A 23,554-nucleotide genomic window follows, 5' to 3' on the forward strand; every position below is an offset into this window, starting at 1 on the left:
GGCCTTTTTGTTGGTGAATGCCGATGTGCCGGCATCGAACCATTCCGTGCTCCCGCGAGGGGGAGCCCGGGAACCCCGAAACCATTGCCGGACGCGGGCTCCTGACCAGGCAGGAGCATCCGCGCCCGGCAGAGCCTCAGGAGCGCGTGCCCGGTACGGACGGTTCGGTGCCCTGATACGCGTCCGGTTCTGCCACCTCGATCGCACCACGCCCGACATGGCTGCGCGCCCGGCTGTAGAAGAAATAGACCACGAGGCCGATCGCGCCCCAGCCCGGCAGGACCAGGATCGCCGTCAGCGGCAGCGACATGTAGAGGACCAGACAGCCGCAGATCGACAAAGGCGCGACCAGCCACACCAGGGGCGTGCGGAACGGACGGTGACGGCTGGGGTCGATCTTGCGGAGCGCCAGCACCGAGACCGCCACCATCAGGAACGCGAACAAGGTGCCGCTGTTGGAGTAATCGGCCAGCTTGCCGACGGGCAGGAAGGCCGCCGCCGTCATCGCCGCCGCGCCCGTCACCAGGGTAACGACGTGCGGGGTGCGGTAGCGCGGGTGCACGGACGCCAGCCGCTCCGGCAGCAGGCCATCGCGCGCCATGGTGAAGAAGACGCGGGTCTGGCCGAACATCATGATCAGCACCACCGACGGCAGCGCCAGCACGGCGGCAAGGCCGACCAGACGGCCGATCCCATGCCAGTTCAGCGTATCCAGCACATGAACCAGTGCCTCACGCGAGCAGACCAGCGGCTCCAGTGCGCCCGATGCGACCACCGTGGCGCAACGGCCGGCCATTTCGGCCGACCCAGGCGCCAGCAGGGCGCCCGTCGCACTGGTCAGTGGCTGCGCGCCGATCGCACCGATCGCGCCACAGGCGACCGCGATGTAGAAGATGGTGCAGATCAGCAGGCTGGCGATCAGGCCGATCGGCACGTTGCGCTGCGGGTTCTTGGTTTCCTCCGCTGCGGTCGAAACCGCATCGAAGCCGACATAGGCGAAGAAGATGGAAGCGGCGGCGCCGAACATGCCGCTGGCGCCCGTGGGGGCGAACGGCGTGAAATGCTCGGCATTCATCACCGGCAGGGTCAAAGCGATGAAGGCGGTCAGTGCCACGATCTTGATCGCGACCAGGACGGCGTTGACCCGCGCGCTTTCGGTGGTGCCGACGATCAGCAGCCACGTCACCAATCCGACCACGACCACGGCGGGCAGGTTGACATAACCACCCACCCGCATGGCGGTCATCAGGTCGGGTGTCGCCTGCGCACCGAAGGCCAATTGCACCTTGGCCATCAACGCATCGGCATTGCTGAACGTTGGCGGCACGGTGATGCCAAGACCCTGCAGCAGCCCGACGGCATGGTTGGACCAGCCGACCGCGACGGCGGACGCGCCCACCGCATATTCCAGGATCAGCGCCCAGCCGACCATCCAAGCCAGCAACTCGCCCACAACAGCATAGGTATAGGTGTAGGCGGAGCCCGAGACCGGCACCATCGACGCCAGTTCGGAATAACACAGGGCCGCGACGGCGCAGACGAATCCCGCGATCAGGAACGACACGACCATGCCCGGGCCGGCCTTCTGCGCGGCCTCCGACGTCAGCACGAAAATGCCAGTGCCGATCACGCCGCCGATGCCCAGCATCGTCAGTTGAAAGGCGCCCAAGGTGCGATGAAGCGACTTGCGTTGTGCGGTAAGCAAGATGGCGTCGAGTGGCTTGACGCGATCAAAAAGCATGCGGGGTCCCCCAAGCGGGCGCGGAGGCCCAATGAGCCGGGAGCCTAACGCCTTGTCACGGCAGTGCAATAGGAGGTGATCCCGGCAGTGCAATAGGAGGTGATCCCGGCAGTGCGATAGGAGGTGATCGCGGCAGTGCAACAAGGGCGGGCGAAGGACTGCTCATTCCGCCAGCATCGGACCGAGCGGTCGGCCTCCGAACAGGTGGACGTGCAGGTGCGGCACTTCCTGACCCCCATCGGGTCCGATGTTGGCGAGCAGGCGATAGCCCGGCTCCACCAGCCGATGCACTCGCGCGACATGGCCTATCGCGCGAATGAAGCCCGCAATTTCCGCATCGCCGGCCCGCGCGGAGAAATCGTCCCAGGACACATAGGCTCCTTTGGGGATCACCAGGACGTGCACCGGCGCACGCGGCGCAATGTCGTGGAAGGCGAGGGCGAAATCATCCTCGTAGACCGCCTTGGCCGAAATCTCTCCGCGCAGGATCCGTGCAAAGATGTTGCTGTCGTCGTAAGCGGCGGTGGCATCGATCGGCATGGCGGCTCCTGTAGTGGCGGGCTGCGGAGGGGCGGGGGAGTCAGGCGGTGCGGCTTGCCTTTTCGTCATGGCCCGACACGCCTTCGCGTCGGTCCAGTTCCGCCAGCACATCGGCGAACGGCACGTCCGCATCGGCCAGCAGCACCATAAGGTGGAAGATCAGGTCCGCCGCCTCCCCGGTCAGCGCCGCCCGGTCCTCGGCAAGTGCGGCGACGACGGCCTCCACCGCTTCCTCGCCCAGCTTGCGCGCGATCCGCGGGCGGCCCTTGGCGAACAGGCTGGCCACATAGGATGAGGCGGGATCGGCCCCCTTGCGGCTGGCGATTGTGGCCTGGAGGCGGACGAGCGTGTCGGACATGGGATGCGGCATAGAGAGAAATTTTCAGCATATCCATCGCTCGGCCGGCCCCTCTCGGCGGCGGACTTGCCGTCAAAGGCTGGACAAGCGCGCGGCGGCGCGCGACAGGCGCGGGCTGATAGACCCTTTGCGGCGTTCGGAGATCTAGATGCCCGTACCTGCCCAGACGCTCCTGTTGTTCGGCGCCACCGGCGACCTGTCGCGGCGCATGTTGCTGCCATCCCTGTTCGGCCTCCATGCCGATGGCTTGTTGCCGGACGGACTGTGCATCTTTGCCACCGCCCGGACCGAGACGGACGATGCCGGCTTTCGCGACACGGCCGCCACCGCGCTGGAACCGATCATCAAGGATCGGGGACTCGCGCGCGACGTGCTGGAGAGCTTCCTGGCCCGAGTCCATTATGTCGCGGCGGATGCGTCCAAGCCGGAAACGCTGGGAAAGCTGGGCGAGGCGGTGGGCGATCGCGTCCGCGACGGCGTCGCGATATTCCTGTCCACGGCCCCTTCCTTGTTCGAGCCGACCATCGCCGGTCTGGAAATGGCGGGCCTCGCCGGGCCCAAAACGCGCCTCGCTCTGGAAAAGCCGCTGGGCCAGGATCTCGCCTCATCGATGGAGATCAACGACGCGGTTGCGCGCGTCTTCCCGGAAAGCCAGACCTTCCGCATCGACCATTATCTGGGCAAGGAGACGGTGCAGAACCTGCTCGCCCTCCGCTTCGGCAATCTGCTGTTCGAGCCGTTGTGGAACGCCTCCGCGATCGAACATGTCCAGATCACGGTCAGCGAAACCGTCGGGCTGGAGGGCCGAACCTCCTATTTCGACGACATGGGCTCGCTGCGTGACATGGTGCAGAACCATATGCTGCAGCTGCTCGCGCTGGTGGCGATGGAGGCCCCGGCCCAGTTCACCGCCACGGCCGTCCGCGACGAGAAGGTCAAGGTGCTGCGCTCGCTCCGCAAGCTGGACGCGGCACGGGAAAGCGTGATCGGCCAATATGTCGCCGGCGCGGTCGGCGGGCAGCCGGTGCCCGGCTATCTCGACGAACTCGGCAAGCCATCCGATACCGAGACGTTCGTGGCGCTCAAGGCGCATGTCGACAATTGGCGCTGGCAGGGCGTGCCCTTTTACCTGCGCACCGGCAAGCGGATGCCCGTGCGCAAGTCGGAAATCGTGATCCAGTTCAAGCCGGTGCCGCATTCCATGTTCGCCGGGCGCGGCGCGGTGCTGCAGCCCAATTCGCTGGTGATCGCAATCCAGCCCGAAGAGAATGTCACCCTGACCATGATGTCCAAGGTGCCGGGGCTGGACCGCGACGGCATGCGCCTGCGCCAGGTGCCGTTGCAGATCGGCATGGCCAACGCCTTTGCCGACGTGCGCCGCCGGATTGCCTATGAACGCCTGCTGCTCGACCTGATCGAGGGCGAGCCGACCCTGTTCGTCCGCCGTGACGAGGTGGAGGCGCAGTGGGACTTCATCGACGCGATTCGCGAAGGGTGGAGCCTGAATTCCATGACGCCGAAGACCTACCCCGCGGGAACCTGGGGCCCGGCTGCGGCGATTGCATTGACCGAACGAGACGGAGTGAGCTGGCATGATTGAGGCCGAATGGTGGGAGCATGACGACGCCGAGGCGTTCGCCGAAGCGGTCGCGGGCGATCTGGGCTTCATCGTCGAAAGTGCGCTGGACGCCCGCAATGCGGCTTTGCTGGCGCTGTCCGGCGGGAATACGCCGGTCAAGGCGTATGAAAAGCTGGCGCAGATGAAATATGACTGGAAGCGGGTGACCATCTTTCCGGTCGACGATCGGCTGGTGAAGATCGACGATCCGCTGTCCAACGTGGCGATGCTGGCCCGCATCTTCATGCCCAAGGGCGCGCGGGTGATCCCGCTTGCGCCCGACAATCTGGACTATGCCTCCGCCGGCAATGCCGCCGACGCGCGGATGCAGGACATGAAGTGGCCGCCGGACGTGGTGCTGCTGGGCGTGGGCGGCGACGGGCATACCGCCTCCATCTTCCCCGGTCCGGATCTTCAGGCGGCGCTGACGGCGCCCAAGACGCGTCGCGCCATCGGCGTGATGCCCGATCCGCTGCCGCCCGAGGCTCCGGTCGCGCGCGTGACCATGACCCGGGCTGCCATCCTGTCCGCCCGCGCGCTGATGCTGTGCCTGACCGGCGACACAAAGCGCGCCCTGGTCGAGCAGGCGATCGAGGACGGCGCGGGTTCCAAGCTGCCGATCGGGCAGGTGCTGGCGGAGGCCGAACAGCCGATCGACATTCACTGGACCGCCTGACCCCGCCTGCGTGAGTTCCCGCCGGTCGCACGGGCCGCCGGCGGGGAACGTGGCGCGGCTGCCATGGTTATCCCACGCATGTTCCAACGGCGATGTGGTGGCGCAGGTGCGAGGCTTGCCGGGTGAGGATCACAAGCTTTCGCCGCTGACCCTGGCGCTGCGCAGTGAACTGGCGGGCGGGATGCGCCGCCTGGGTGGCTTCCAACTCGCCCATCTGGCCTTGGAAATCTGCAACGGGCGCGACAGCCTGTGGCTGATCGTGCGGGTCAAGGGCGCCGGCGGTTATGCGATCCGCACGGCGCACGTACCCGGCGGCGGCCATCGCGTGCGCAAGCTTCGGCCACGTTCCGGGGAGCGGTGCCGGTTCGAGGTGCAGGGCCCTGCCGGCCGCTACGAGGTGCGCATCCGTGGCGAGGTGGAAGAGCGGCCGATGCTCCGCGCGACCGTTGAACTGACGCCCACCGCAGACCTGCTGGTGCCCTATCTGCCGCGTGACCTGTATCCGATCGGGGCGGACGACGATCCGGTCAGCGCGCAGGGCCATGTCGAGGCGGCGCAGCGCGGGCTGAACTCGGGCCTGCTATTCCTCCGCCGGGAGGAGCCGGACCTGGGTGAACTGCTGTATTTCCAGAACCTCACCGCGCTGAACGACTACCACAATGCAACCGGCACCAAACCGGACGGAGCGGTCGGCGGCGAATGGCCGGAACTCGGCTATCTGCCGCCGAGCCCGCCACAGAGCGGCACGCCGCCGATCAATCCGCTGCCCGCCGGCCGCACCGTGACGTTGTCCGACGCGCTGCTCGTGTTCGGCACCCGCGCGTGGACCGACGAATGCGACAGCGCCCAGAGCTTCCTGCAGATGCAGGTCCAGCTTTACGGCCGGATCGACAAGCCCGAACCGCAATGGCGCGACTGGCCGGCCCGTGCCGAACGGACGGTGCGCGACCTCCAGCATTCGCGCAAGGCGACGATCCGCCATTACCGCCACACCTACATCCATCCCTACACCGCCAGCGAGTATCCCGACTCGATGGTGCAACTGTCGGTGCTCGCCGCGCTGCGGGCGTGGGAACGGTGGACGGGGGAGCCGCTCCCGTTTGCGGACGAACTCGCCAAGGGCGTGCCGAAGTTCTTCGACGAGTCACTGGGGACGCTGCGCCGCTACCTGCCCAATGCCAAGGGCGACAAGGATATGGATGCGGTCGACAGCTGGTACCTCTACCATCCGCTGCTGAACCTCGGCCGGCTGGCGGAGTTCGGGGACGCGGCTGCCCGCGACCTGTTCTTCCGCGCGCTCGGGCATACGATCGATGCGGCGCACCATTTTCGTTATGTGTGGCCGATCAAATATGATTTGCGCAGCTTTGCGGTGATTACGCCGGCCCGCGACGACGGGGGGCTGGGCCAGACGGATGTGGGCGGCATCTACGCCTACGTGATGCTCCAGGCATTCGAACTGAGTTCGGAGCGGCGCTACCTGGACGAGGCGCGGGCGGCGCTGGACGCGACCCGGGGCATGCGGTTCAACCTCAACTATCAGGCGAACCTGACCGCCTGGGGCGCCGCCGCGTGCATGCGGCTATGGCGGCTGACCAACGACGCCACCTATTTGCGGCAAAGCTACGTCTTCGTCGCCAGCTTCTTCCACAACGCCGCCATGTGGGAGTCGAACCTGAAGGCAGCCGCGCATTACCCCAACTTCCTGGGCGTTACGGCGCTGCACGACGGGCCCTATATGGCGATCTACGAATGTTTCGACAGCTTCTCCGCGTTCGAGCGTTACCTGAGGGATGCCGGCGCGGAGCTGGACCAGTCGGTGCGGCTGCTGCTGTGCGAATATTGCCGCTACGCACTCGATCGTGCCTGGTTCTATTATCCCGATGCCTTGCCGGAGCATGCCATCGCGGAGGAGGTGCGCAACGGCCATGTCGACCACACGCTGTCCTTCCCTTTGGAGGATCTCTACCGCGATGGCCAGCCGGCCGGACAGGTCGGGCAGGAAATCTACGGCTGCGGCGCCGCGCCGACCTTTGCGGTGCACAGCTCGCACCGCCTGGAGGGCGCGCCGTTTCTGCTGTTCTGCGACCATTTCGTCGCCACGCTGGACCGGACCGGGCCTACATCGATCGCCCTCCAGCTGATCGGGCCGGGCGGCGGCACGGCGTGCCTCAGTGCGGTCTGGCCGGGCAAGCGGAACGAACGTGCGGTGCATGGGCGTGTGGCCGGGCGGGAGGTTGCGCCGCATGCCGACACGCCCGAGCGGACCGACTTCATCGTTCCAGCCGATGGGCGGGTCCAGCTGGCGTGGGAGTGAGGTGGCCGCGTTGCCGCCTCCGCGGGATTGATTTACATTGGCCGCCCCAATCCGAAGGGATGTCTCATGCCCATCACCGTGAACGGATCGTCGGTGTCGTTGCCGCACGATCCGCGCGTTTCGCTTCTGGACCTTCTGCGCGAGCAATTGCATCTTTCCGGAACCAAGAAGGGGTGCAACCAGGGGGCGTGCGGTGCCTGCACCGTTCTGGCGGACGGAGAGCGGATCCTGTCCTGCCTGGCGCTGGCGGTGCAATATGACGGGCGCGAGATCATAACGGTCGAAGGGCTGGGCGATGATGCGGCGCTGCATCCGTTGCAGGCGGCCTTTGTGGAGCATGACGGCTTTCAGTGCGGCTATTGCACGCCGGGTCAGATCTGCTCGGCGATCGGCATGGCGGCCGAACTGCGCCGGGGCACGCCGAGCCATGTCACGCACGACCTGTCGGTGGACACGATCGCGCTCGACCGGGAGGAGTTGCGTGAGCGGATGAGCGGCAACCTTTGCCGCTGCGGCGCGCATAACGGCATCGTCGATGCCATCCTCGATGTCTATGGGGAGGCTGCGGAATGACCCCCTTCACCTTTGCCCGCGCCGACGATGCCGATCATGCGCTGCGGCTCGGCGGCGCGTCCGGCACCCGCTTCCTGGGCGGCGGCACCAATCTGGTCGACCTGATGCGCGAGACGATCGAGCGGCCTCAGGGGCTGGTCGACGTGACCGGCCTGTCCGCCGCAATCGAGGAGACGCCGTCGGGCGGCCTGCTGATCGGGGCGGCGGCGCGCAACAGCAGCCTGGCCGAACATCGCGCGGTGCGGACCCGTTACCCGATGCTCGCCCGCGCGATCCTGGCGGGCGCGAGTGCGCAGATCCGTAACATGGCGACGGTCGGCGGCAACCTGCTCCAGCGGACGCGCTGCACCTATTTCTACGACAATGCCGGGTCGCGCTGCAACAAGCGCCAGCCGAGCGAGGGGTGCGACGCGATCGACGGCTTCAACCGCATCCATGCCATCCTGGGCGCGTCGCAAGCCTGTGTCGCCACGCACCCATCGGACATGTGCGTCGCGCTGGCGGCACTTGATGCGACGGTGCACCTGTCGTCGACCGGCGGCACGCGGACGCTACCGCTGACCGATCTGCATCGCCTGCCTGGCGATGAGCCCCATGTCGAGACGGTGCTGGCACCCGGCGAGCTGATCACGGCGATCGAACTTCCCGCGCTCCCCCTTGCCGCACATTCGACCTACCGCAAGGTTCGCGATCGGGCGAGCTATGCCTTCGCCCTGGTCTCCGTGGCGGCGGCGCTGGAGGTGCGGGACGGCCGCGTGGCGGACGTCCGGCTCGCGCTGGGCGGGGTGGCGCACCGGCCATGGCGTGCCTGGGCGGCGGAGGAGGCGCTGAAGGGCGGACCGGCGACGGAGACTGCCTTCCGTGCCGCTGCCGAGGCGGAGCTGGCCGCAGCCAGGCCGCTGCGCGACAATGGCTTCAAGGTCGAACTCGCCGCGCGGACGATCACGGCCGTGCTGGCCGAACTTGCGGGAGCGGACGCATGAGCATCGTGGGGGACGCCAAGCAGGCGGCGCAGGGCGCGGCGCAGGCAGTGATGCAGAAAGCGGTGCAGCTTGCGCCTGACAGCTGGATGCCGGGCGGGCGCCCTGATCCGCTGATCCGCGCGCAGCATGGTTATCTCGGGCGGCCGGTCTCTCGCCTGGACGGGCCGCTCAAGGTGCAGGGAGCGGCGCCCTATGCGGCGGAGTTCCCGCTCGACGGCATGCTCTATGCCGCGCTGATGTTCAGCACCATCGCCAAGGGCCGCATCGCGACCCTGGACACGACGGCGGCGGAGGGCGCGCCCGGCGTCAGGCTGGTGATGACCTACCGCAACGCCCCGCGCATGGCGCCGATGCCGCTGTTCATGACGGCCGAGAAAGCGTGCGGCGGCAACGACCTGCCGGTGATGCAGGACGCCAGGGTCTACTGGAATGGCGAGCCGGTCGCTCTGGTGCTGGCGGACACGCAGGAGCAGGCGGACCACGCCAAGTCGCTGATCCGCATCACCTATCAGGCCGACCCCGCGGTCACCGGCTTTGCCGAGGCCAAGGCGAAGGGCACCGAGCCCGGCCAGTTCATGGGCCAACCGCTCAAGCTGGAGATCGGCGACGCGGATACGGCGTTCGCGGCCGCGCCGCACAGGGTCGACAACGTCTACACGACCCCGCGCCACAGCCACAATGCGATCGAGCTGCACGCCGTCACCGTGGCGTGGGAGGGCGACACCCTGCGCGTGCACGACGCGACGCAGATGGTGGCGCACACCGCCTGGTCGCTGGGCAAGGTGTTCGGCATCGATAAAAGCCAGGTGCACGTCACGTCGCCCTTTGTCGGCGGCGGGTTCGGCGGCAAGGGCCTGTGGCAGCATCAGGTGCTGGCCGCCGCCGCGTCCAAGCTGGCGGGCACGCCGGTCCGCCTGATGCTGTCGCGCGAGGGCGTGTATCGGGTGGTCGGCGGCCGCACCACCACCGAACAGCGCGTCGCCCTGGGCGCGCAGGCGGACGGCCGCTTCGACGCGCTGATCCACACCGGCACGGTGGTGATGAGCCACCACAATGTCCTGCCCGAACCGTTCATCCTGCCGGCCCGCAGCGCCTATGCCGCCGGCAGCTTCAAGCTGGACGTCGAGGTCGCCTATCTCGACATGGTCGCCAACACGTTCATGCGCGCGCCTGGCGAAGCCGTGGGCACCTTTGCCCTGGAAAGCGCCATCGACGAACTGGCGATCGAGCTGGGCATGGACCCGATCGAACTGCGCCTGCGCAATGAACCGGACAAGGACCCGACCACCGGCGCGCCATTCTCCTTACGAGAGGTGGAGAAGGCCTATCGCGACGGCGCCGAACGGTTCGGCTGGGCTGGACGCGGCGCACCCGGCAGCCGTCGCGAGGGCGAGTGGCTGGTGGGCACCGGCGTCGCTACCGCGACCTATCCGTATTACCGGATGCCGGGCGGCGCGGCGCGGATCACGCTTGCCCGCGACGGACACGCCACCGTGGATATCGCCGCACACGACATGGGCATGGGCACCGCCACCGCGCAGACCCAGGTCGCCGCCGACCGCCTCGGCCTGTCCATGGATCAGGTCGCGTTCCGCTATGGCGACAGTACGCTGCCCGGCCTGGTCATGGCGGGTGGGTCGCAGCAGACGGCGGCCATCGGCGCGTCCGTGATCGCCGCACATCGGGCTCTGGTCACCGAATTGCTGAAGCTGGCCGGCAACGACTCTCCGCTCGCCGGGCTGGATGCGGATGAGGTCGGCGGCGTGGATGGTGGCCTCGCCAAGCTGGACGATCCCGCGCGGCACGAAAGCTATGCCTCCATCCTGGCGCGCGCCCGGCGCGACGAGGTGGTGGTGGAGGCGAGCCCGCCGCCACCCCTGGAGACGATGCACTGGTCGATGCACTCGCACGGTGCGATGTTTTGCGAGGTGCGGGTCAATGCCGTCACGGGCGAAATCCGCGTCAGTCGCTTCCTCGGGTCGTTCGACTGCGGCCGGATCCTCAATCCCAAGACCGCCACCAGCCAGTTCCGCGGCGGCATCATCATGGGGCTGGGATTGGCGATGATGGAGGAAACGCAGTTCGACGAGCGCACCGGGCGCATCATGAACCCCAGCCTAGCCGAATATCACGTCCCCGTGCACATGGACGTGCCGGAGATCGAGGTGATGTGGACCGACATTCCCGATCCCCATGCGCCAATGGGTGCGCGCGGCATCGGGGAAATCGGGATCACCGGCGTCGCGGCCGCCGTCGCCAACGCCGTCTTCAACGCCACCGGCAAGCGGGTGCGCGACCTGCCGATCACGCTGGACAAGCTGCTATAGGCCAGCGCGCACGGCCGATGGCACGGAATGGCGCAACGGCGGTTGTGCCTGATGCCATGTCCCTCCGGCGCATGGGACCAACCAGAGGGGCCTAGTGGCGACCAGTTCCACCCCCGGCCATGCGGGCGAGACAAGACACAGGCGGCGGCGCTGGCTGCTCCGGATCGTGGCGGGCCTGTTCCTGCTGCTGGTCGCAGCCTGGGCGGTGCTTTACGTCACCAAGGGCCGCTTCCTGCGCGCGCCGTTCGAGCGGTTGGTGGGTGCGCAGCTGCACCGCCAGGTTCGCGTGGCCGGCGACTTCCAGCTGTTCTTCGATCCGTTCGAGATCCAGTTCCGGGCCGAAGGGCTGACGATCTCCAACCCGGATTATGCCAGCCGTCCCCATCTGTTCCTTGGCCGCCGGGTGGAAGCGCGGATGTCGCCCTTGTCGCTGCTGCGGGACAAGTGGCGGATACGGCGGGTCGAGCTGGCCGATGCGGCGATCGACCTGGAATGGGACCGGGCGCACCGCCACAATAGCTGGACTTTCAGCGAGAAGAAGAGCGGCAAGCCGCTCACCTTTCCCGTGATCGACCGGGCGACGCTGACCGGCACCACCCTGCGCTATCGCGACCCGCGCCTCCGCCTGATGACGGACCTGCGCTACCAGACGATCCGGTCGGAGAACGCGCATATCGGCTCTGCCATCCGCTTCGCCGGACGCGGGCAGGTGCGGGACACGCCCTTCGTCGTCACGGGCGCGCTGCTCTCGCCCAACGCCACGGTGCAGCGCGGCCACAACCGGTTGACCGTGCGCGCCGTCGCGGCCGGCAACGTGATCCGGATGCGGGGCACCCTGCCGAGCCTGGCCGCGCTGGAGGACGTTCCGCTGCGCGTTGCGGCGAAGGGGCGCAACCTTGCCCATCTGCTCGACATTATCGGCGTCGCGGTGCCCGATACGCGGCGTTATCACTTGACCGCGCAGCTGGTGCTGCACGAGGCGGAATACCGCTTCACCAAGATGCGCGGGCGTTTCGGTGACAGTGATCTTGCCGGCGCCTTTACCGTCCACAACGGCGAGTCGCGCGTCAGGGTCAATGCCGCGCTCACCACCCACCGGCTGGACATCGTCGATGTGGCGCCGTTCATCGGCTACAATCCGGATGCGGTCGCCAGCCGCGGGGCCGCTGCCGCCATCACCCGCGTCAAGGGCGCGCCGCGACTGCTGCCCGACGCGCCGCTGCGGATCGAGGCGCTGCGGGCTTTCGACGCCGGGCTGCGCTGGCATGTGGATACGGTCCGATCGCGCAGCGTGCCGCTGTCGGACATCGACCTGCGCCTTTCGCTCGACAACAGCCTGCTGAAGCTGAGGCCGCTCACTTTCACCATGGCGCGGGGGCGGGTGACATCCGACGTGACGATCGACGCGCGGGTCCGCCCCGCCCGCACCGTGTACGACATCCGGCTGCTGTCCACCCGGCTCAGCCGGCTGCTGGCGGGGTTCGGCGCGATCGAGGCGGGAACGACCGGGACCGTAACGGGGCGGATTCAGCTGGTCGGCGACGGCGACAGCGTCCACGACAGCCTGTCCACGTCGCGCGGGCGGATCGCCTTCGTGCTGCCGAGCGGCACCTTCTGGATGCGCAACGTCCAGCTGGTGGAACTCGACCTCGGCGTGTTCGCGCAACGGATGCTGCAGGGCAAGCTGAAGGATCCGGTGCAGATCAATTGCGGGCTGGTCGCCTTTACCGTGCGCAACGGCACCGCCACGGCCGACCCGATCCTGATCGACACGACCAAGAACGTGATTGCCGGCCGGGGCGGCTTTTCGTTCAAGGACGAGCGGGTGGACATCGCCATTCGCGCGGATGCCAAGAAATTCAGCCTTTTTTCCGGCCAGTCGCCGATCGGGCTGGGCGGCTATTTCGCCGCGCCGGTGATCCAGCCGTTGAGCCCGCAATTGTTCGCCCGCGTGGGCGTCGGGTTGGGGATGGCGGCGTTGCTGCCGCCCGCCGCTTTGCTCGCCTTTGTCGATCCCGGCGACGCCAAGGCGGCGGCGTGCGGCCCGGTGCTGGCCGGTGCCAATGCCGCCGCCCAGCGCACCAAGGGCGGCAGGCCGCGTGGGGATGTCGGGGCAAGCCCGCCCGCGAAGAGCCCCAAGCGCAAGAAGTTTCTGGGCTTGTTCTAGCTTCAGGGCGCGCCCTGGTTGAGGACCAGGCCTTTGCGGCTACCGGCGAAAGGTCCATATGCCACCGCGGCAGATCGGAGGATGGCGGATGCAGGCCTATGAGGATGAGGAGGCGTTCCTGAAGCGACGCACCGAGGAGGAGCGGCGGAAGATGACCGAAACCTCCTGCATGGTGCGTTCCGTCCACCAGGATCTGGTAGAGTTGTACGAGGAGCGGAGTGAGGTCGCACGGGCCGATACCGCGGCGCTTGAGGCACTGGCGGACAAGATCGCCTGAGACACCGTTTTACGTTGCGGAGCCGATCCCGCTACCCGGCGTTGGGGGAACGACCGAGCGCCGGAGATCCCCTTGCCAGCTTTTGACACGACACCGCCTCCCGGCCTGGACGAGCAAAGCCGCGCCGTCCTGCAGGATCTGATCGGTTGGCTGAAGCAGGCCGGTTACGCGTTCGTCACGCCGACCCCCGCCACCCACGCGCGCGTCGTCGCGCGCAACGATGGGGCGGGCGGGCTGGCCGACGCATTCGGCTGGAACCGCACGTTCGATGGCGGGGCTGTCGATGCGGCGCTGCTCCAACGGCTGGTCGCCTGCGGGTTGGTCTGGGAAGAGGGCGATCGTTTCCGCAGCCGGATCCGCGTTTCGGCCCTGCATGGAGGCCTGTTCGCCCACTCGGCCTACCCGACGCAGGACAAGGACGCCGTCTTCCTCGGCCCGGACAGCTACCGCTTCGCCGACCTGATCCAGCGCGAGTTGGCGCGCTGCCCCCGGGGGGAGGGCGCTCACTTGGTCGATATCGGCGCGGGCGCGGGCGTGGGGGCGATCGTCGCCAGCCGCTGCTGCCCTGACCTGGCCATCACCATGACCGACATCAACCCGAAGGCAATCGCGTTCGCGCGGATCAATGCCCGGGCGGCGGGGGTCGCGGCCGATTTCGTGCTGGCGGATACGCTGGCGCCAGTGGAGGGCGCGCTCGACATCGTGCTGGCCAATCCACCCTACATCATCGACGAGGACAAGCGCGATTATCGCGACGGCGGCGGGATGCACGGCGCGGCGGTCGCGTTCGGCATGGCGCAGGACGCCACCGCCCGGCTGGCGCCGCAGGGCCGCTTCATCCTCTATACGGGCAGCGCCATCCTCGACGGGGCGGACCCGTTGCGGGGGCGCCTGGCGGAACTCGCCACCGAACGCGGCTGCACCCTCCACTATCGCGAGATCGATCCGGACGTGTTCGGGGAGGAGTTGGACAACGCCGCTTATGCGGACGTGGACCGGATCGCCTTGGTCTCGGCCGTGATGGAACGACGGGCGTGAGCCGGTGAGCGCCGCATCCGGCGAAGGGCGGGCCAAAGGCGGTCCGCGACCGTTCCTGCTGCTGCTCGGACTAGCCATCGGGCTGGTCGGCGGCGCGGTGAGCAGCGGTGCGGTCCGCGACGTCGTGCTGGCGGTGGCGCGGCCGGTCGGCGCGCTGTGGTTGGACGCGCTGACCATGACGGTGGTGCCGCTGGTGTTCGGCCTGCTGGTGACCGGCACCGCTGGCGCTTCGCGCAGCGCGGCCGCGGGCCCGGTCACGATCCGGGCCTTGGCGTGGTTTGCCATCATCCTGACCGTCGCCTGCCTGGTCGCCGCTTTCCTGGCGGAGGGGTTGCTGAGTGCCTGGCCGGTGGTCGCGGGCACGCTGGACGCCGGCGCGGCGGGGCCGCTGCCCGCCGCCGCGCCATCCGGCGAATGGTATCATTCCATCATCCCGGCCAACCCGATCAAGGCCGCCGCCGACACCGCAATGGTGCCGCTGGTCGTGTTCGCCTTGCTGTTCGGCTTCGCCATATCTCGGCTCGAAACCGCCTCCGCCGATGCCCTGCTGCGGCCGACCGGCGCGTTGGTGGAGGCGATGCTGGTGCTGGTCCGCTGGGTGCTGCGGGTCGGGCCGATCGGGGTGGCGGCCCTGGCCTTTGCCTCCGCCGCCAGCCTGGGCGCGGGGATCTTCGGAACCCTGGGCCAATATGTGGTAGTGGTATCGGTCGTCTGTCTGTCGGCAACGCTGGCGGCCTATATCTGGGTCGCGCTCGCCGGACGGGAGTCGCCGATCGCGTTCGCCCGGGCGGCGGCACCGGTGCAGGCGGTCGCGCTAGGCACCCAATCGTCGCTGGCGAGCCTGCCGGTGATGGTGGAGGCGGCGGCCCGGTTGCAGATACGCGAGGACACGGCGGGGATAGTGCTGCCTCTGGCCGTGTCTTTGTTCCGCGCCGCCAGCGCCGCCGCCAACGTGGCGGTGACGATCTACCTTGCCCACATGAACGGGATCGCGCCCGACATCGGCCTCTTGGTGCTGGCGGCCTTGGTGGCGGTGCCGGTCAGCTTGGGCGCGGTCGGGCTGCCGGCGCAAGTGTCCTTCTTTGCGACAATCGCTCCCGTCTGCCTGGCGATCGGGGTGCCGGTAACGGCGTTGCCGCTGCTTCTGGCGATCGAGGCCCTGCCCGATCTGTTCCGTACTCTGGGCAACGTCACCAACGATCTGGCGGTCGCGCGCATCGTGTCGCGGGGTGACTGACGGGTGGCGAACGACCAGAACAGGCTGGACACACTCTTCCCAAGCGCGACCCGATCATGGTCGCCCGGCGAAAGGACAAGATCATGGCATTGAAGGATATCCTGCTGGGCAAGCTCGGCTTCGGGGCGGCCCCGTTGGGCAACATGTTCCGCGACATTCCGCAGGAGGAGGCGCTGGCGACGGTGGACGCCGCGTGGAGTAACGGCATCCGCTATTACGACAATGCCCCATTCTACGGCGCAGGGCTGGCGGAGCTGCGCATGGGCGAGGCCTTGGTCGGCAAGCCGCGCGACCAGTACGTCATCAGCACCAAGGTCGGCCGGCTTATCCTGGACGAGATGGAAGATGTCAGCGCGCGCGAGCAGGGCGAAAAGGCCGGGGTGTTCGCTTACGGCCGCGCCAACACGGTGGTCAACGATTATGGCTATGACGCGACGTTGCGGTCGATCGAGGGCAGTCTGGAGCGGCTGCGCACCGACCGTATCGACATCGCCTTTGTCCACGATCTCGCCCGCGATTTCTGGGGCGATCAGTGGATCGCCCGGTTCGAGGAAGCACGCACGGGTGCGTTCCGCGCGCTCGACCGGTTGCGTGACGAGGGCGTGATCAAGGCCTGGGGCCTTGGCGTCAACCTGTGCGAGCCGATCGAGACGTTGCTCGACCTGAAGGAGCCGCGGCCCGACTGCTTCCTGCTTGCCGGACGCTATACCTTGCTCGACCATGCCCGCGCGCTCCAGCGGGTAATGCCGGCGGTGGCGGAACGCGGGCTCGGCATCGTCGTCGGCGGGCCCTACAGTTCCGGTGCGCTCGTTGGCGGGCCGAACTTCGAATATGCCCCGGCCAGCCCCGCCATCCTCGACACGGTCGCGCGGATCAAGGCGATCGCCGACCGGCATGGGGTCAGCATGAAGGCGGCCGGGCTGCAATTCTCGCTTGCCAATCCGGCGGTGGCGGCGGTGATTCCGGGCGCGAGCCGACCGGGCCGGATCGCGGAGGATCGCGCGGCGCTGGAGGAGACAATCCCCGCCGGCTTCTGGCAGGACCTGCGCGCTGCTGGCTTGGTCGACACCGCCGCCCCTTTGCCGGTCCCGCTTTAACTGCTGGGGCCGGGGCGGCGGCGCCGCCGCGCGGCAATGGCCCGGCAAAGGCGCTTGATCCCCATGCCGGCCTGATGGCAGGAGGCTTCATGCATCCCCATACGCGCGCCATCGTCGCGGCCTCCGCGCACGCAATCGTCACCGGCCAGAAGGTCGCCGGCCTCTACGACCACGCAGCCGGTCAGCATCTGCGGATCGCGGCCGAATGTCGCGGCGATCGCGTCCAGGCGCTGGACGGTGGCCGCCAGGCGACGTTCGGCGGCACCCTGCCTGAATTGCATGACGCGGGCGACAAGTCCTTCATCTCGTTCGAGGTCGATGGTTCCACCGTCCGGGGCTATGATCGCGGGTCGGCCGGCTTCTACGTGGCCGAGGTGCGCGACGGCGTGGTGCAGCTGTTCGATCAGAGCGAAAGCACCTGGTTTGCCTTCACCATGCAGGTGACCGACCAACGCTGATCCGTCCTGGCCCGCTCACGCGGCGGGCCGCGCCGCCGCCGCGATGGTGGCCGGGTCGAAAGTCCGCCCGATCAGCGCGGCATCGGGCAAATCCATGTCCGCCCGCTGCGGCATGGTGGCGAAGCTGGCGGCCAGGCTGTCGCGGCGCTGCCGTTCCCGTTTCAGGTCCGCCTGCACCATGATGGCGCAGAGTTCCTTGACCGAAGTCTTGGGACGCCAGCCCAGCACGCGCTCGGCCTTGCCGGGATCGCCCAGCAGGTAATCGACCTCCGCCGGACGTTGAAAAGCGGGATCGACATGGACGAGTTCCCGGCCGGTGGCAGCGCAATGACCGCGCTCGGCGGCACCCTCGCCACGCCACTCCAGCGGCAGGCCGACCGCCTCGAACGCCGTGTCGGCAAAGGCGCGGACCGTGCTGGAGGTGTTGGTGGCGAGCACGAACGTGTCCGGCTTGTCGGCCTGGAGGATGGCCCAGATCCCCTCCACGAAGTCGCCGGCAAAGCCCCAGTCGCGCCGTGCGTCGAGGTTGCCGAGCGCCAGTTTCTCGCTGCTGCCGAGCTTGATCGCGGCGGCGGCGGCGGTGATCTTGCGGGTCACGAACTCCTCGCCGCGCAAGGGGGATTCGTGGTTAAACAGAATGCCGATGCCCGCGAACATGTCGTAGGATTCCCGGAAGTTGATCGTCATCCAGTGGGCGAACACCTTTGCCACGCCATAAGGGCTGCGTGGATAAAGCGGCGTGGCCTCCGTCTGCGGGACGGTCTGCACCTTGCCGAACATCTCCGCCGATGATGCCTGGTAGAAGCGGATGCGCGGGTTCACCGTGCGGATCGCCTCCAGCATGTTCAACACACCCAGTCCGGTGATCAGCGACGTCTGCGTGGGCTGGTCGAACGAGCTGCCGACAAAGGTCTGCGCGCCGAGATTGTAGACCTCGTCGGGCTCGCACCGTTCCATCAGGCGGAACGCGCCGCCCGAGTCCGTGATGTCATGGTTGATCAGGTGCAGATGTTCGTGCCCGAACATGCCGAGATAGCGCAGCCGCCAGAAGTCGGTCGAACTGGACCGGCGATAGGTCCCATAGACCCTATAGCCCTTTTGCAGCAGCAGCCGGGCCATATAGGCTCCGTCCTGCCCGGTGATGCCCGTGATCAGCGCCGTTTTCACATCATGCTCCTTCCGGAGGGGAGGGGGGAGGGGGCGACAGGCGGTGCCGCCGCTCACGCGACCGACTGCATCGCTGGCTCGCCAAGCGGGTGGGCGAAGGCGGGTGCCGCGGCGGCGGGCGCATGGGGGAAGAGCCGGTCGACGCCATCGAACACGCCGTCGTCCGGCGTGGCCACCGGTGCGGCCGGGAACAGGGCCTGGGTCTTCTGCGCGGACAGGCGCTGCTGGTGCGCCGTCCAGGCCGCGCGGACGAACTGGCCGAAATCGTGGCGGAAGCGTCGGGTGGAGAAGCGTTCGGCATGGGCGCGGATCCGTTGCGGATCGAACGTGTCCGCCGGTAAAGCCTCGAACGTGTCCACTACCGCGCAGATCGCGTCGGCCGTCTGCTCCTTGAAGTGCAATCCGGTGACGCCGTCGATCACGGTCTCGCTCGCACCGCCGCGCTCGAACGCCAGCACCGGCGTACCGCAAGCCGCCGCCTCCAGCGGAGCGATGCCGAAATCCTCCTCCGATGCGAAGATGAAGGCCTTGGCCTGTTGCAGATGCCGTTTCAGCACGGCGAACTCTTGGAAGCCCAGGACCGAGACATTGTCGGTCGCCAGCGCCTTGATCCGCTTGAACTGCGGCCCGGTGCCGATCACCACCAACTTGCGGTCGGGCATCCGCGCGAAGGCTTCCACGATCAGGTGCAGTTTCTTGTACGGCACCATGCGCGAGGCGGTGAGGTAATAATCCTGCCGCTCTCCCCCGATCACGAAGGCATCCACGTCGACATTGGGGTAGATGACGGTCGACGCGCGCCGGTAGACCTTGTGGATGCGCCGGGCGATGTAGCTGGAACAGGCGATGAAGTGATCGACGCTGAACGCCGTGCGCGTGTCCCACAGGCGCATGCGGTGAAAGATCCAGCGCGCCATTCCGCCGGTCAGCCCGCGCGAAAGATTCGATTCCTCCAGATATTGGTTCTGCAGATCCCACGCATAGCGCATCGGGCTGTAGCAGTAGCAGATGTGCAGCTGGTCGGGCCCGACGATCACGCCTTTTGCGACCGAATGGCAGTTGGAGATGATCACGTCGTAGCCCGATAGATCGTGTTGCTCCACCGCCATCGGCATCAGCGGCAGCAGATGTTTGTACAGGCTGCGGATGAACGGGAAGCGTTGCAGCGTGGTCGTCTTGGGATGCCGCCCGCCAAGCTTGTCGCGGTCTTGATCCGGCAAGAAGTCGATCAAGCAGAACAGGTCGGCTTGTGGAAATTCGGCCAATATCTCGGCCAGCACCTTTTCGGAACCGGCATAGGTCGTCAGCCATTCATGCACGACAGCGATTTTCATGTCCCACCCATGCGCTCTACTGGACCCTCGCTCGGCCTGGCCGCCCGAATGTCCGTGCCCCCGCGCCTTCAGCGCCCCCAAGGCATGCTCGCTACCGCGTCCGCATCGCCGAATGTGGTGCAGCCTATGATGCAATAGGTGGCGGTTCCATATGTAACGGAAGCCATAGCCCGTAATCGCCGTCCCCGGCCGTGCGCATGTCGCGCCGAATAAGTCCGAAGTTGCGGAACCCTCTATTCAGGGGCAATCCTTTAGTGCGATTTGGCACCCGATGGGCGTGGTTCCGCAACGGCATGCCCGACCAAGGGGGAGGGGGCGGGCTACTCCGCATTCTCCATTGAGATCCGGTCCGCCTAGGCTGGACATGTGCCGCCATGACAAGCGCATCCATGATGGTCAGTGCAGGCGCGGAACGATCAGTGACTCGGGTGCATCGGCGGCAGGTGGCGCAATGACGCGGCACTGGGCGCTAAACGGTCGGTTCCTCGGCCAATCGCGCACTGGCGTGCAGCGTTATGCATGGGAAATCCTGCACGAACTCGATCGCCATCTGGCGGAAAGGCATGGGCTGGCGGACCAACTTGCCATTGACCTTGTGGTGCCGCCGGACGTCGAGGCGTTGCCGCGCCTGCACGCCATCCGAACCTGCCGCACCAGCGCCGGTCGCGGCCACCTGTGGGAGCAGGCGGTGCTGCCGCTCCACGCCCGCAATGGCCTGATCAGCCTGACCAACACCGGGCCGCTGCTTGTCCGCAAGCACATCCTTTGCATCCACGACCTCAACACGCGCAGCTTTCCTCAAAGCTATTCGCGGTCGTTTCGCTGGCTCTATCGCCTGCTGATGCCGGCGCTTGGCCGCTCGGCGAGGACAGTGACGACGGTGTCGCATTACTCCGCCGGCCAATTGGCTGCACATGGCGTCTGCCGCCGGGACAAGATCATCGTCGTGCCCAACGGGCATGAGCATGTCCGGCAATGGACGCCACAGCATACGGAAGCATCCGCGAAGCTGGCGGGCCGCGACACGATCGTCCTGATCGGCAGCCCGGCGCCGCACAAGAATGTGGGCATCGTCCTGAGCCTGGCCGGGCGGCTGGAGGCGGCCGGGTTGCGCGTCGCCTTGGTCGGCCATGCCGATCCGGGCGTATTCCGGGGGGCGGGCGCGAGCCACGCCGCCAACGTGCATCATCTGGGCCGGCTGCCCGATCCGGCGCTGGCCGCCTTGCTCCGCGACGGGCTGTGCCTGGCGTTTCCCTCCTTCGTGGAAGGGTTCGGCCTGCCGCCGCTGGAAGCGATGGCGGTCGGCTGCCCGGTGGTCACATCGGATCGCACGAGTTTGCCGGAAGTGTGCGAAAGTGCAGCCTTATATGCCTCGCCTGACGATCCGGAAGCGTGGTTCAACAGCCTCCTGCAACTCCGCCACGATCCTGCCTTGCGTGATGCTCTCGTCGCGCGCGGGCGGGCACAGGCGATGCGTTTTACCTGGAGCCGTTCGGCGCTGCTCTACCTCCATACCATGGCGGTAGCGGACGGATGGGCCGGCGAGCGGGTGGCCGATGCCTCACCACTGCGCTGCGGCGTAGGCTAGGGCGGGGACAAGACGGCCTTCAGCGGTCGGCCAGGGGGGAGCCGTCATAATCGCGCAGGAGGGCGGCGACATCGTCATACAGCGCCACCGCGCCGGCCCCTTGCAGCGCATCGTCCGAAAACTTGCCTGAGCGGAGACCGATCGCCGCAATCCCGCATTTCCGTGCGGCTTCGATATCATAGGGCGTGTCGCCCACCGCCATCACCTGCTCCGGCGACAGCGGCGCGATCTTGGTGAGCGCGGTTGCAAAGATGTCGGGCGCAGGCTTGGTATTCTCCACATCGTCGGCGCTGGTCGTCGCGGCGACCAGCTTTCGAACGTCGAGCAGGTCGAGATAATGGTCGAGCTCCGCTTTGGACGCCGACGACGCCAGCACCACTTGCTGGCCGGCCGCATGGACCCGCTGCAGCAGGTCGGACGCGCCGGGAAATGGCTGTATGTCGTTAAGAAATTTGGACTTGAACACCGCACCATGGGCTTCGCCCAGCTGCTCCTGTTCCTGTTCGGGCATGCCGGGCAGCAGGGTGGGAACCAGCATGTCGGTGCCCTTGCCGATCTGATCATGGATCACCTGCCGATCAAACCGCGCGCCGATCCCGGCGAACGCCTCTTCCCAGGCGATTACATGTTGGTCGTTGCTGTCGACCAGGGTGCCGTCGATGTCGAACAGAACAGCCTTGATGGGCATGATGGCCTTTCGGGAATGTCGGGGTTTGATCACGCCGACAGCGATTGCCCGAGCGGAGAGTTCCCGTTGCGTGAAACGCTACCAACGGTAGCGCCGCCGACCTTTGCCAAAACTTGCAGGGAGATGAACCCATGACCGGCCTTGTTGGTTAACCTGCATCAAGGAGGTAAGCGCAATGTGCCATGTGCTTGTGATCGAAGACGAATGGGTGATCGCCGAGCAGGTCGCAGAGATCGCGCGCGCGTCCGGCGCGACCTCGATCGATACGGCGGACAATCAGGAGGAGGCGGTGGATGCGGCGCGAGCGCACGTGCCCGACATCATCCTGTCGGACGTCAGACTGGTCCATGGAACCGGGCCGATGGCCGTTCAAGCGATCCAGGCGCATCATGGGCCGATCCCGGTGATCTTCATCACGGGATCGCCGGATGAGTGCCAGCCGTGCAACCCGCCCGGCATCATCCTGAGCAAGCCCATCGACGAACGCGCGGTGACCGAAGCGTTCCGGCGGATGGCTCCGCTGTAACGATCGAATTTGGGCGCGGAAGCCTGCCGATGTTTTCAATGGTTTGTGTGCCGCCTTGCGCATCCTGTCGCACGCAGGCCGAGCGGCATAGGAACGACCAGGCCGGCTGATGGTTGTTAGCTGCGTTGGATCAAACACTTACCGTAAGGAGCGTGACATGGGTGAGTTTACGGACAAAGTCAGCGCTGCCGGCAACAAGCTTGCGGGCAAGATCAAGGAAGGTATCGGCCAGGCAAGCGGCGACGAGCAGCTGGAGGCCGAAGGCGATGCCCAGCAGCTCAAGGGTACCGGCCAGGACGTGAAGGGCAGCGTCAAGGGCGCGCTGGGCGATAAGATCTGATGAAGAGAGGGGCGGCATTGCCGCCCTTTTCTCGTGGAGGCGCAATGCGGACTTTCTCCACCATATTTGCCGCGAGCCTTTGCCTGTGCGCATGCGCTGGGCCAAAGGAGCAGGCCGGTGCGGCGCAGGACGAGGCGGCTGCCAATGCTGCCGGCATTGCCTATAACGGCGAAGGGCCGGCGGAGCGCATCGGGCGGGCGGAAGATCGCGCCGACCGTGCCGCCGCCGACGCACGCGACGCACAGGCCGACGCGCTGAAGGATCAGCGTCGCGTCATCCGATCCCGTGCCGATGCCGAGGCGGACAAGCTTGAGGATCAGGCCAGGGCGATCCGTGCCGCAGCCCGGGACAAGTCCGATCAGCTTGACCAGCAGGTCAAGGCGTTGCGGCAATAGTTCGGTTTTTCAGCACGTTGCCCTAAGGTCTTGGGCCGGCTTGGCAGCCCCAGCTGTCGCTAGACACCAAGGCTGGCCAGACCGCACGGGTCGTTCCCGAACAGGCTTG

Annotated in this window: 22 protein-coding genes; 16 read left to right on the top strand and 6 right to left on the bottom strand. The window is 67.2% G+C overall.

Annotated elements, in window-relative coordinates; genetic code table 11:
- Positions 1-136 precede the first annotated feature (136 nt).
- The 3 genes from Q0D93_RS03700 to Q0D93_RS03710 all read right to left on the bottom strand — a co-directional run bounded on the left by Q0D93_RS03700 (position 137) and on the right by Q0D93_RS03710 (position 2,639).
- A complete protein-coding gene (locus tag Q0D93_RS03700) occupies positions 137-1,741 on the bottom strand; it encodes an amino acid permease (protein WP_294391551.1) in 1,605 nt (534 codons plus the stop codon).
- Between the two features lie 162 nt (positions 1,742-1,903).
- Complete coding sequence (locus Q0D93_RS03705; RefSeq protein WP_294391553.1) at positions 1,904-2,281, bottom strand: HIT domain-containing protein; 378 nt, start codon at positions 2,279-2,281, stop codon at positions 1,904-1,906.
- A 40-nt stretch (positions 2,282-2,321) separates the two neighbouring features.
- The gene (locus Q0D93_RS03710) at positions 2,322-2,639 is read right to left on the bottom strand and encodes a phosphoribosyl-ATP diphosphatase (protein WP_294391555.1); all 318 of its coding nucleotides are present in this window, start codon (positions 2,637-2,639) and stop codon (positions 2,322-2,324) included.
- Between the two features lie 148 nt (positions 2,640-2,787).
- Between Q0D93_RS03710 and zwf the strand changes: the two genes are divergently transcribed.
- From zwf to Q0D93_RS03770, 12 genes are all read left to right on the top strand, one after another.
- On the top strand, positions 2,788-4,239 hold the full coding sequence (gene zwf / locus Q0D93_RS03715; RefSeq protein ID WP_294391557.1) for a glucose-6-phosphate dehydrogenase: 1,452 nt from the start codon (positions 2,788-2,790) through the stop codon (positions 4,237-4,239).
- Entirely contained in the window at positions 4,232-4,933 is a 702-nt protein-coding gene (gene pgl / locus Q0D93_RS03720) for a 6-phosphogluconolactonase (RefSeq protein WP_294391558.1), read from the top strand. The genes zwf and pgl overlap by 8 nt, the downstream gene beginning before the upstream one ends.
- Positions 4,934-5,030: 97 nt before the next feature.
- Positions 5,031-7,250 (top strand): hypothetical protein, encoded by a 2,220-nt coding sequence (locus tag Q0D93_RS03725; RefSeq protein WP_294391560.1) that lies wholly within the window; start codon positions 5,031-5,033, stop codon positions 7,248-7,250.
- A gap of 66 nt (positions 7,251-7,316) precedes the next feature.
- Positions 7,317-7,823, top strand: a complete 507-nt coding sequence (locus tag Q0D93_RS03730) for a 2Fe-2S iron-sulfur cluster-binding protein (RefSeq protein WP_294391563.1) — start codon at positions 7,317-7,319, stop codon at positions 7,821-7,823.
- The gene (locus tag Q0D93_RS03735; RefSeq protein WP_294391565.1) at positions 7,820-8,806 is read left to right on the top strand and encodes a xanthine dehydrogenase family protein subunit M; all 987 of its coding nucleotides are present in this window, start codon (positions 7,820-7,822) and stop codon (positions 8,804-8,806) included. The genes Q0D93_RS03730 and Q0D93_RS03735 overlap by 4 nt, the downstream gene beginning before the upstream one ends.
- Entirely contained in the window at positions 8,803-11,133 is a 2,331-nt protein-coding gene (locus Q0D93_RS03740) for a xanthine dehydrogenase family protein molybdopterin-binding subunit (RefSeq protein WP_294391566.1), read from the top strand. Before Q0D93_RS03735 ends, Q0D93_RS03740 begins: the two co-directional genes overlap by 4 nt.
- 94 nt (positions 11,134-11,227) lie before the next feature.
- The gene (locus Q0D93_RS03745) at positions 11,228-13,300 is read left to right on the top strand and encodes an AsmA family protein (RefSeq protein WP_294391568.1); all 2,073 of its coding nucleotides are present in this window, start codon (positions 11,228-11,230) and stop codon (positions 13,298-13,300) included.
- An 88-nt stretch (positions 13,301-13,388) separates the two neighbouring features.
- Positions 13,389-13,577 carry a hypothetical protein gene (locus Q0D93_RS03750; protein ID WP_294391570.1) on the top strand — a complete coding sequence of 63 codons (189 nt, stop codon included), beginning with the start codon at positions 13,389-13,391 and terminating at the stop codon, positions 13,575-13,577.
- A 72-nt stretch (positions 13,578-13,649) separates the two neighbouring features.
- Complete coding sequence (locus Q0D93_RS03755) at positions 13,650-14,615, top strand: class I SAM-dependent methyltransferase (protein WP_294391572.1); 966 nt, start codon at positions 13,650-13,652, stop codon at positions 14,613-14,615.
- Between the two features lie 4 nt (positions 14,616-14,619).
- Positions 14,620-15,852 (top strand): cation:dicarboxylase symporter family transporter, encoded by a 1,233-nt coding sequence (locus Q0D93_RS03760; RefSeq protein ID WP_294391573.1) that lies wholly within the window; start codon positions 14,620-14,622, stop codon positions 15,850-15,852.
- 83 nt (positions 15,853-15,935) lie between these two features.
- Positions 15,936-16,949, top strand: a complete 1,014-nt coding sequence (locus Q0D93_RS03765) for an aldo/keto reductase (RefSeq protein WP_294391575.1) — start codon at positions 15,936-15,938, stop codon at positions 16,947-16,949.
- An 89-nt stretch (positions 16,950-17,038) separates the two neighbouring features.
- Complete coding sequence (locus tag Q0D93_RS03770; RefSeq protein WP_294391576.1) at positions 17,039-17,407, top strand: hypothetical protein; 369 nt, start codon at positions 17,039-17,041, stop codon at positions 17,405-17,407.
- 15 nt (positions 17,408-17,422) lie between these two features.
- Here the strand turns inward: Q0D93_RS03770 and gmd are convergent, their stop codons facing one another.
- Both gmd and Q0D93_RS03780 read right to left on the bottom strand, forming a co-directional pair.
- Positions 17,423-18,574, bottom strand: coding sequence for a GDP-mannose 4,6-dehydratase (gene gmd, locus Q0D93_RS03775; protein ID WP_294391578.1), 1,152 nt, complete (start codon positions 18,572-18,574; stop codon positions 17,423-17,425).
- A gap of 53 nt (positions 18,575-18,627) precedes the next feature.
- Entirely contained in the window at positions 18,628-19,908 is a 1,281-nt protein-coding gene (locus tag Q0D93_RS03780) for a glycosyltransferase family 4 protein (RefSeq protein WP_294391580.1), read from the bottom strand.
- A 451-nt stretch (positions 19,909-20,359) separates the two neighbouring features.
- Here Q0D93_RS03780 and Q0D93_RS03785 point away from each other — a divergent pair, with 451 nt between their 5' ends.
- Positions 20,360-21,496 (top strand): glycosyltransferase family 1 protein, encoded by a 1,137-nt coding sequence (locus Q0D93_RS03785; protein ID WP_294391582.1) that lies wholly within the window; start codon positions 20,360-20,362, stop codon positions 21,494-21,496.
- Positions 21,497-21,515: 19 nt separating this feature from the next.
- On the opposite strand, the gene Q0D93_RS03790 is transcribed toward Q0D93_RS03785, so the two are convergent.
- The gene (locus Q0D93_RS03790) at positions 21,516-22,184 is read right to left on the bottom strand and encodes an HAD family hydrolase (protein WP_294391585.1); all 669 of its coding nucleotides are present in this window, start codon (positions 22,182-22,184) and stop codon (positions 21,516-21,518) included.
- Between the two features lie 175 nt (positions 22,185-22,359).
- Here Q0D93_RS03790 and Q0D93_RS03795 point away from each other — a divergent pair, with 175 nt between their 5' ends.
- The 3 genes from Q0D93_RS03795 to Q0D93_RS03805 all read left to right on the top strand — a co-directional run bounded on the left by Q0D93_RS03795 (position 22,360) and on the right by Q0D93_RS03805 (position 23,445).
- On the top strand, positions 22,360-22,710 hold the full coding sequence (locus tag Q0D93_RS03795; RefSeq protein ID WP_294391586.1) for a response regulator: 351 nt from the start codon (positions 22,360-22,362) through the stop codon (positions 22,708-22,710).
- A 157-nt stretch (positions 22,711-22,867) separates the two neighbouring features.
- Positions 22,868-23,050: a CsbD family protein gene (locus Q0D93_RS03800; protein WP_294391588.1), complete on the top strand. Its 183-nt coding sequence runs from the start codon at positions 22,868-22,870 to the stop codon at positions 23,048-23,050.
- A 44-nt stretch (positions 23,051-23,094) separates the two neighbouring features.
- Complete coding sequence (locus Q0D93_RS03805; RefSeq protein ID WP_294391589.1) at positions 23,095-23,445, top strand: hypothetical protein; 351 nt, start codon at positions 23,095-23,097, stop codon at positions 23,443-23,445.
- Positions 23,446-23,554 lie beyond the last annotated feature (109 nt).

The sequence above is a fragment of the uncultured Sphingomonas sp. genome (assembly GCF_934560975.1).
Lineage (GTDB): Bacteria > Pseudomonadota > Alphaproteobacteria > Sphingomonadales > Sphingomonadaceae > Sphingomonas_I.

Coding starts and splice junctions, on each gene's coding strand:
- Q0D93_RS03700 (WP_294391551.1), bottom strand. CDS start 1,741: ATGCTTTTTGATCGCGTCAAGCCACTCGACGCCATCTTGCTTACCGCA.
- Q0D93_RS03705 (WP_294391553.1), bottom strand. CDS start 2,281: ATGCCGATCGATGCCACCGCCGCTTACGACGACAGCAACATCTTTGCA.
- Q0D93_RS03710 (WP_294391555.1), bottom strand. CDS start 2,639: ATGTCCGACACGCTCGTCCGCCTCCAGGCCACAATCGCCAGCCGCAAG.
- zwf (WP_294391557.1), top strand. CDS start 2,788: ATGCCCGTACCTGCCCAGACGCTCCTGTTGTTCGGCGCCACCGGCGAC.
- pgl (WP_294391558.1), top strand. CDS start 4,232: ATGATTGAGGCCGAATGGTGGGAGCATGACGACGCCGAGGCGTTCGCC.
- Q0D93_RS03730 (WP_294391563.1), top strand. CDS start 7,317: ATGCCCATCACCGTGAACGGATCGTCGGTGTCGTTGCCGCACGATCCG.
- Q0D93_RS03735 (WP_294391565.1), top strand. CDS start 7,820: ATGACCCCCTTCACCTTTGCCCGCGCCGACGATGCCGATCATGCGCTG.
- Q0D93_RS03740 (WP_294391566.1), top strand. CDS start 8,803: ATGAGCATCGTGGGGGACGCCAAGCAGGCGGCGCAGGGCGCGGCGCAG.
- Q0D93_RS03750 (WP_294391570.1), top strand. CDS start 13,389: ATGCAGGCCTATGAGGATGAGGAGGCGTTCCTGAAGCGACGCACCGAG.
- Q0D93_RS03765 (WP_294391575.1), top strand. CDS start 15,936: ATGGCATTGAAGGATATCCTGCTGGGCAAGCTCGGCTTCGGGGCGGCC.
- Q0D93_RS03770 (WP_294391576.1), top strand. CDS start 17,039: ATGCATCCCCATACGCGCGCCATCGTCGCGGCCTCCGCGCACGCAATC.
- Q0D93_RS03780 (WP_294391580.1), bottom strand. CDS start 19,908: ATGAAAATCGCTGTCGTGCATGAATGGCTGACGACCTATGCCGGTTCC.
- Q0D93_RS03785 (WP_294391582.1), top strand. CDS start 20,360: ATGACGCGGCACTGGGCGCTAAACGGTCGGTTCCTCGGCCAATCGCGC.
- Q0D93_RS03790 (WP_294391585.1), bottom strand. CDS start 22,184: ATGCCCATCAAGGCTGTTCTGTTCGACATCGACGGCACCCTGGTCGAC.
- Q0D93_RS03795 (WP_294391586.1), top strand. CDS start 22,360: ATGTGCCATGTGCTTGTGATCGAAGACGAATGGGTGATCGCCGAGCAG.
- Q0D93_RS03800 (WP_294391588.1), top strand. CDS start 22,868: ATGGGTGAGTTTACGGACAAAGTCAGCGCTGCCGGCAACAAGCTTGCG.
- Q0D93_RS03805 (WP_294391589.1), top strand. CDS start 23,095: ATGCGGACTTTCTCCACCATATTTGCCGCGAGCCTTTGCCTGTGCGCA.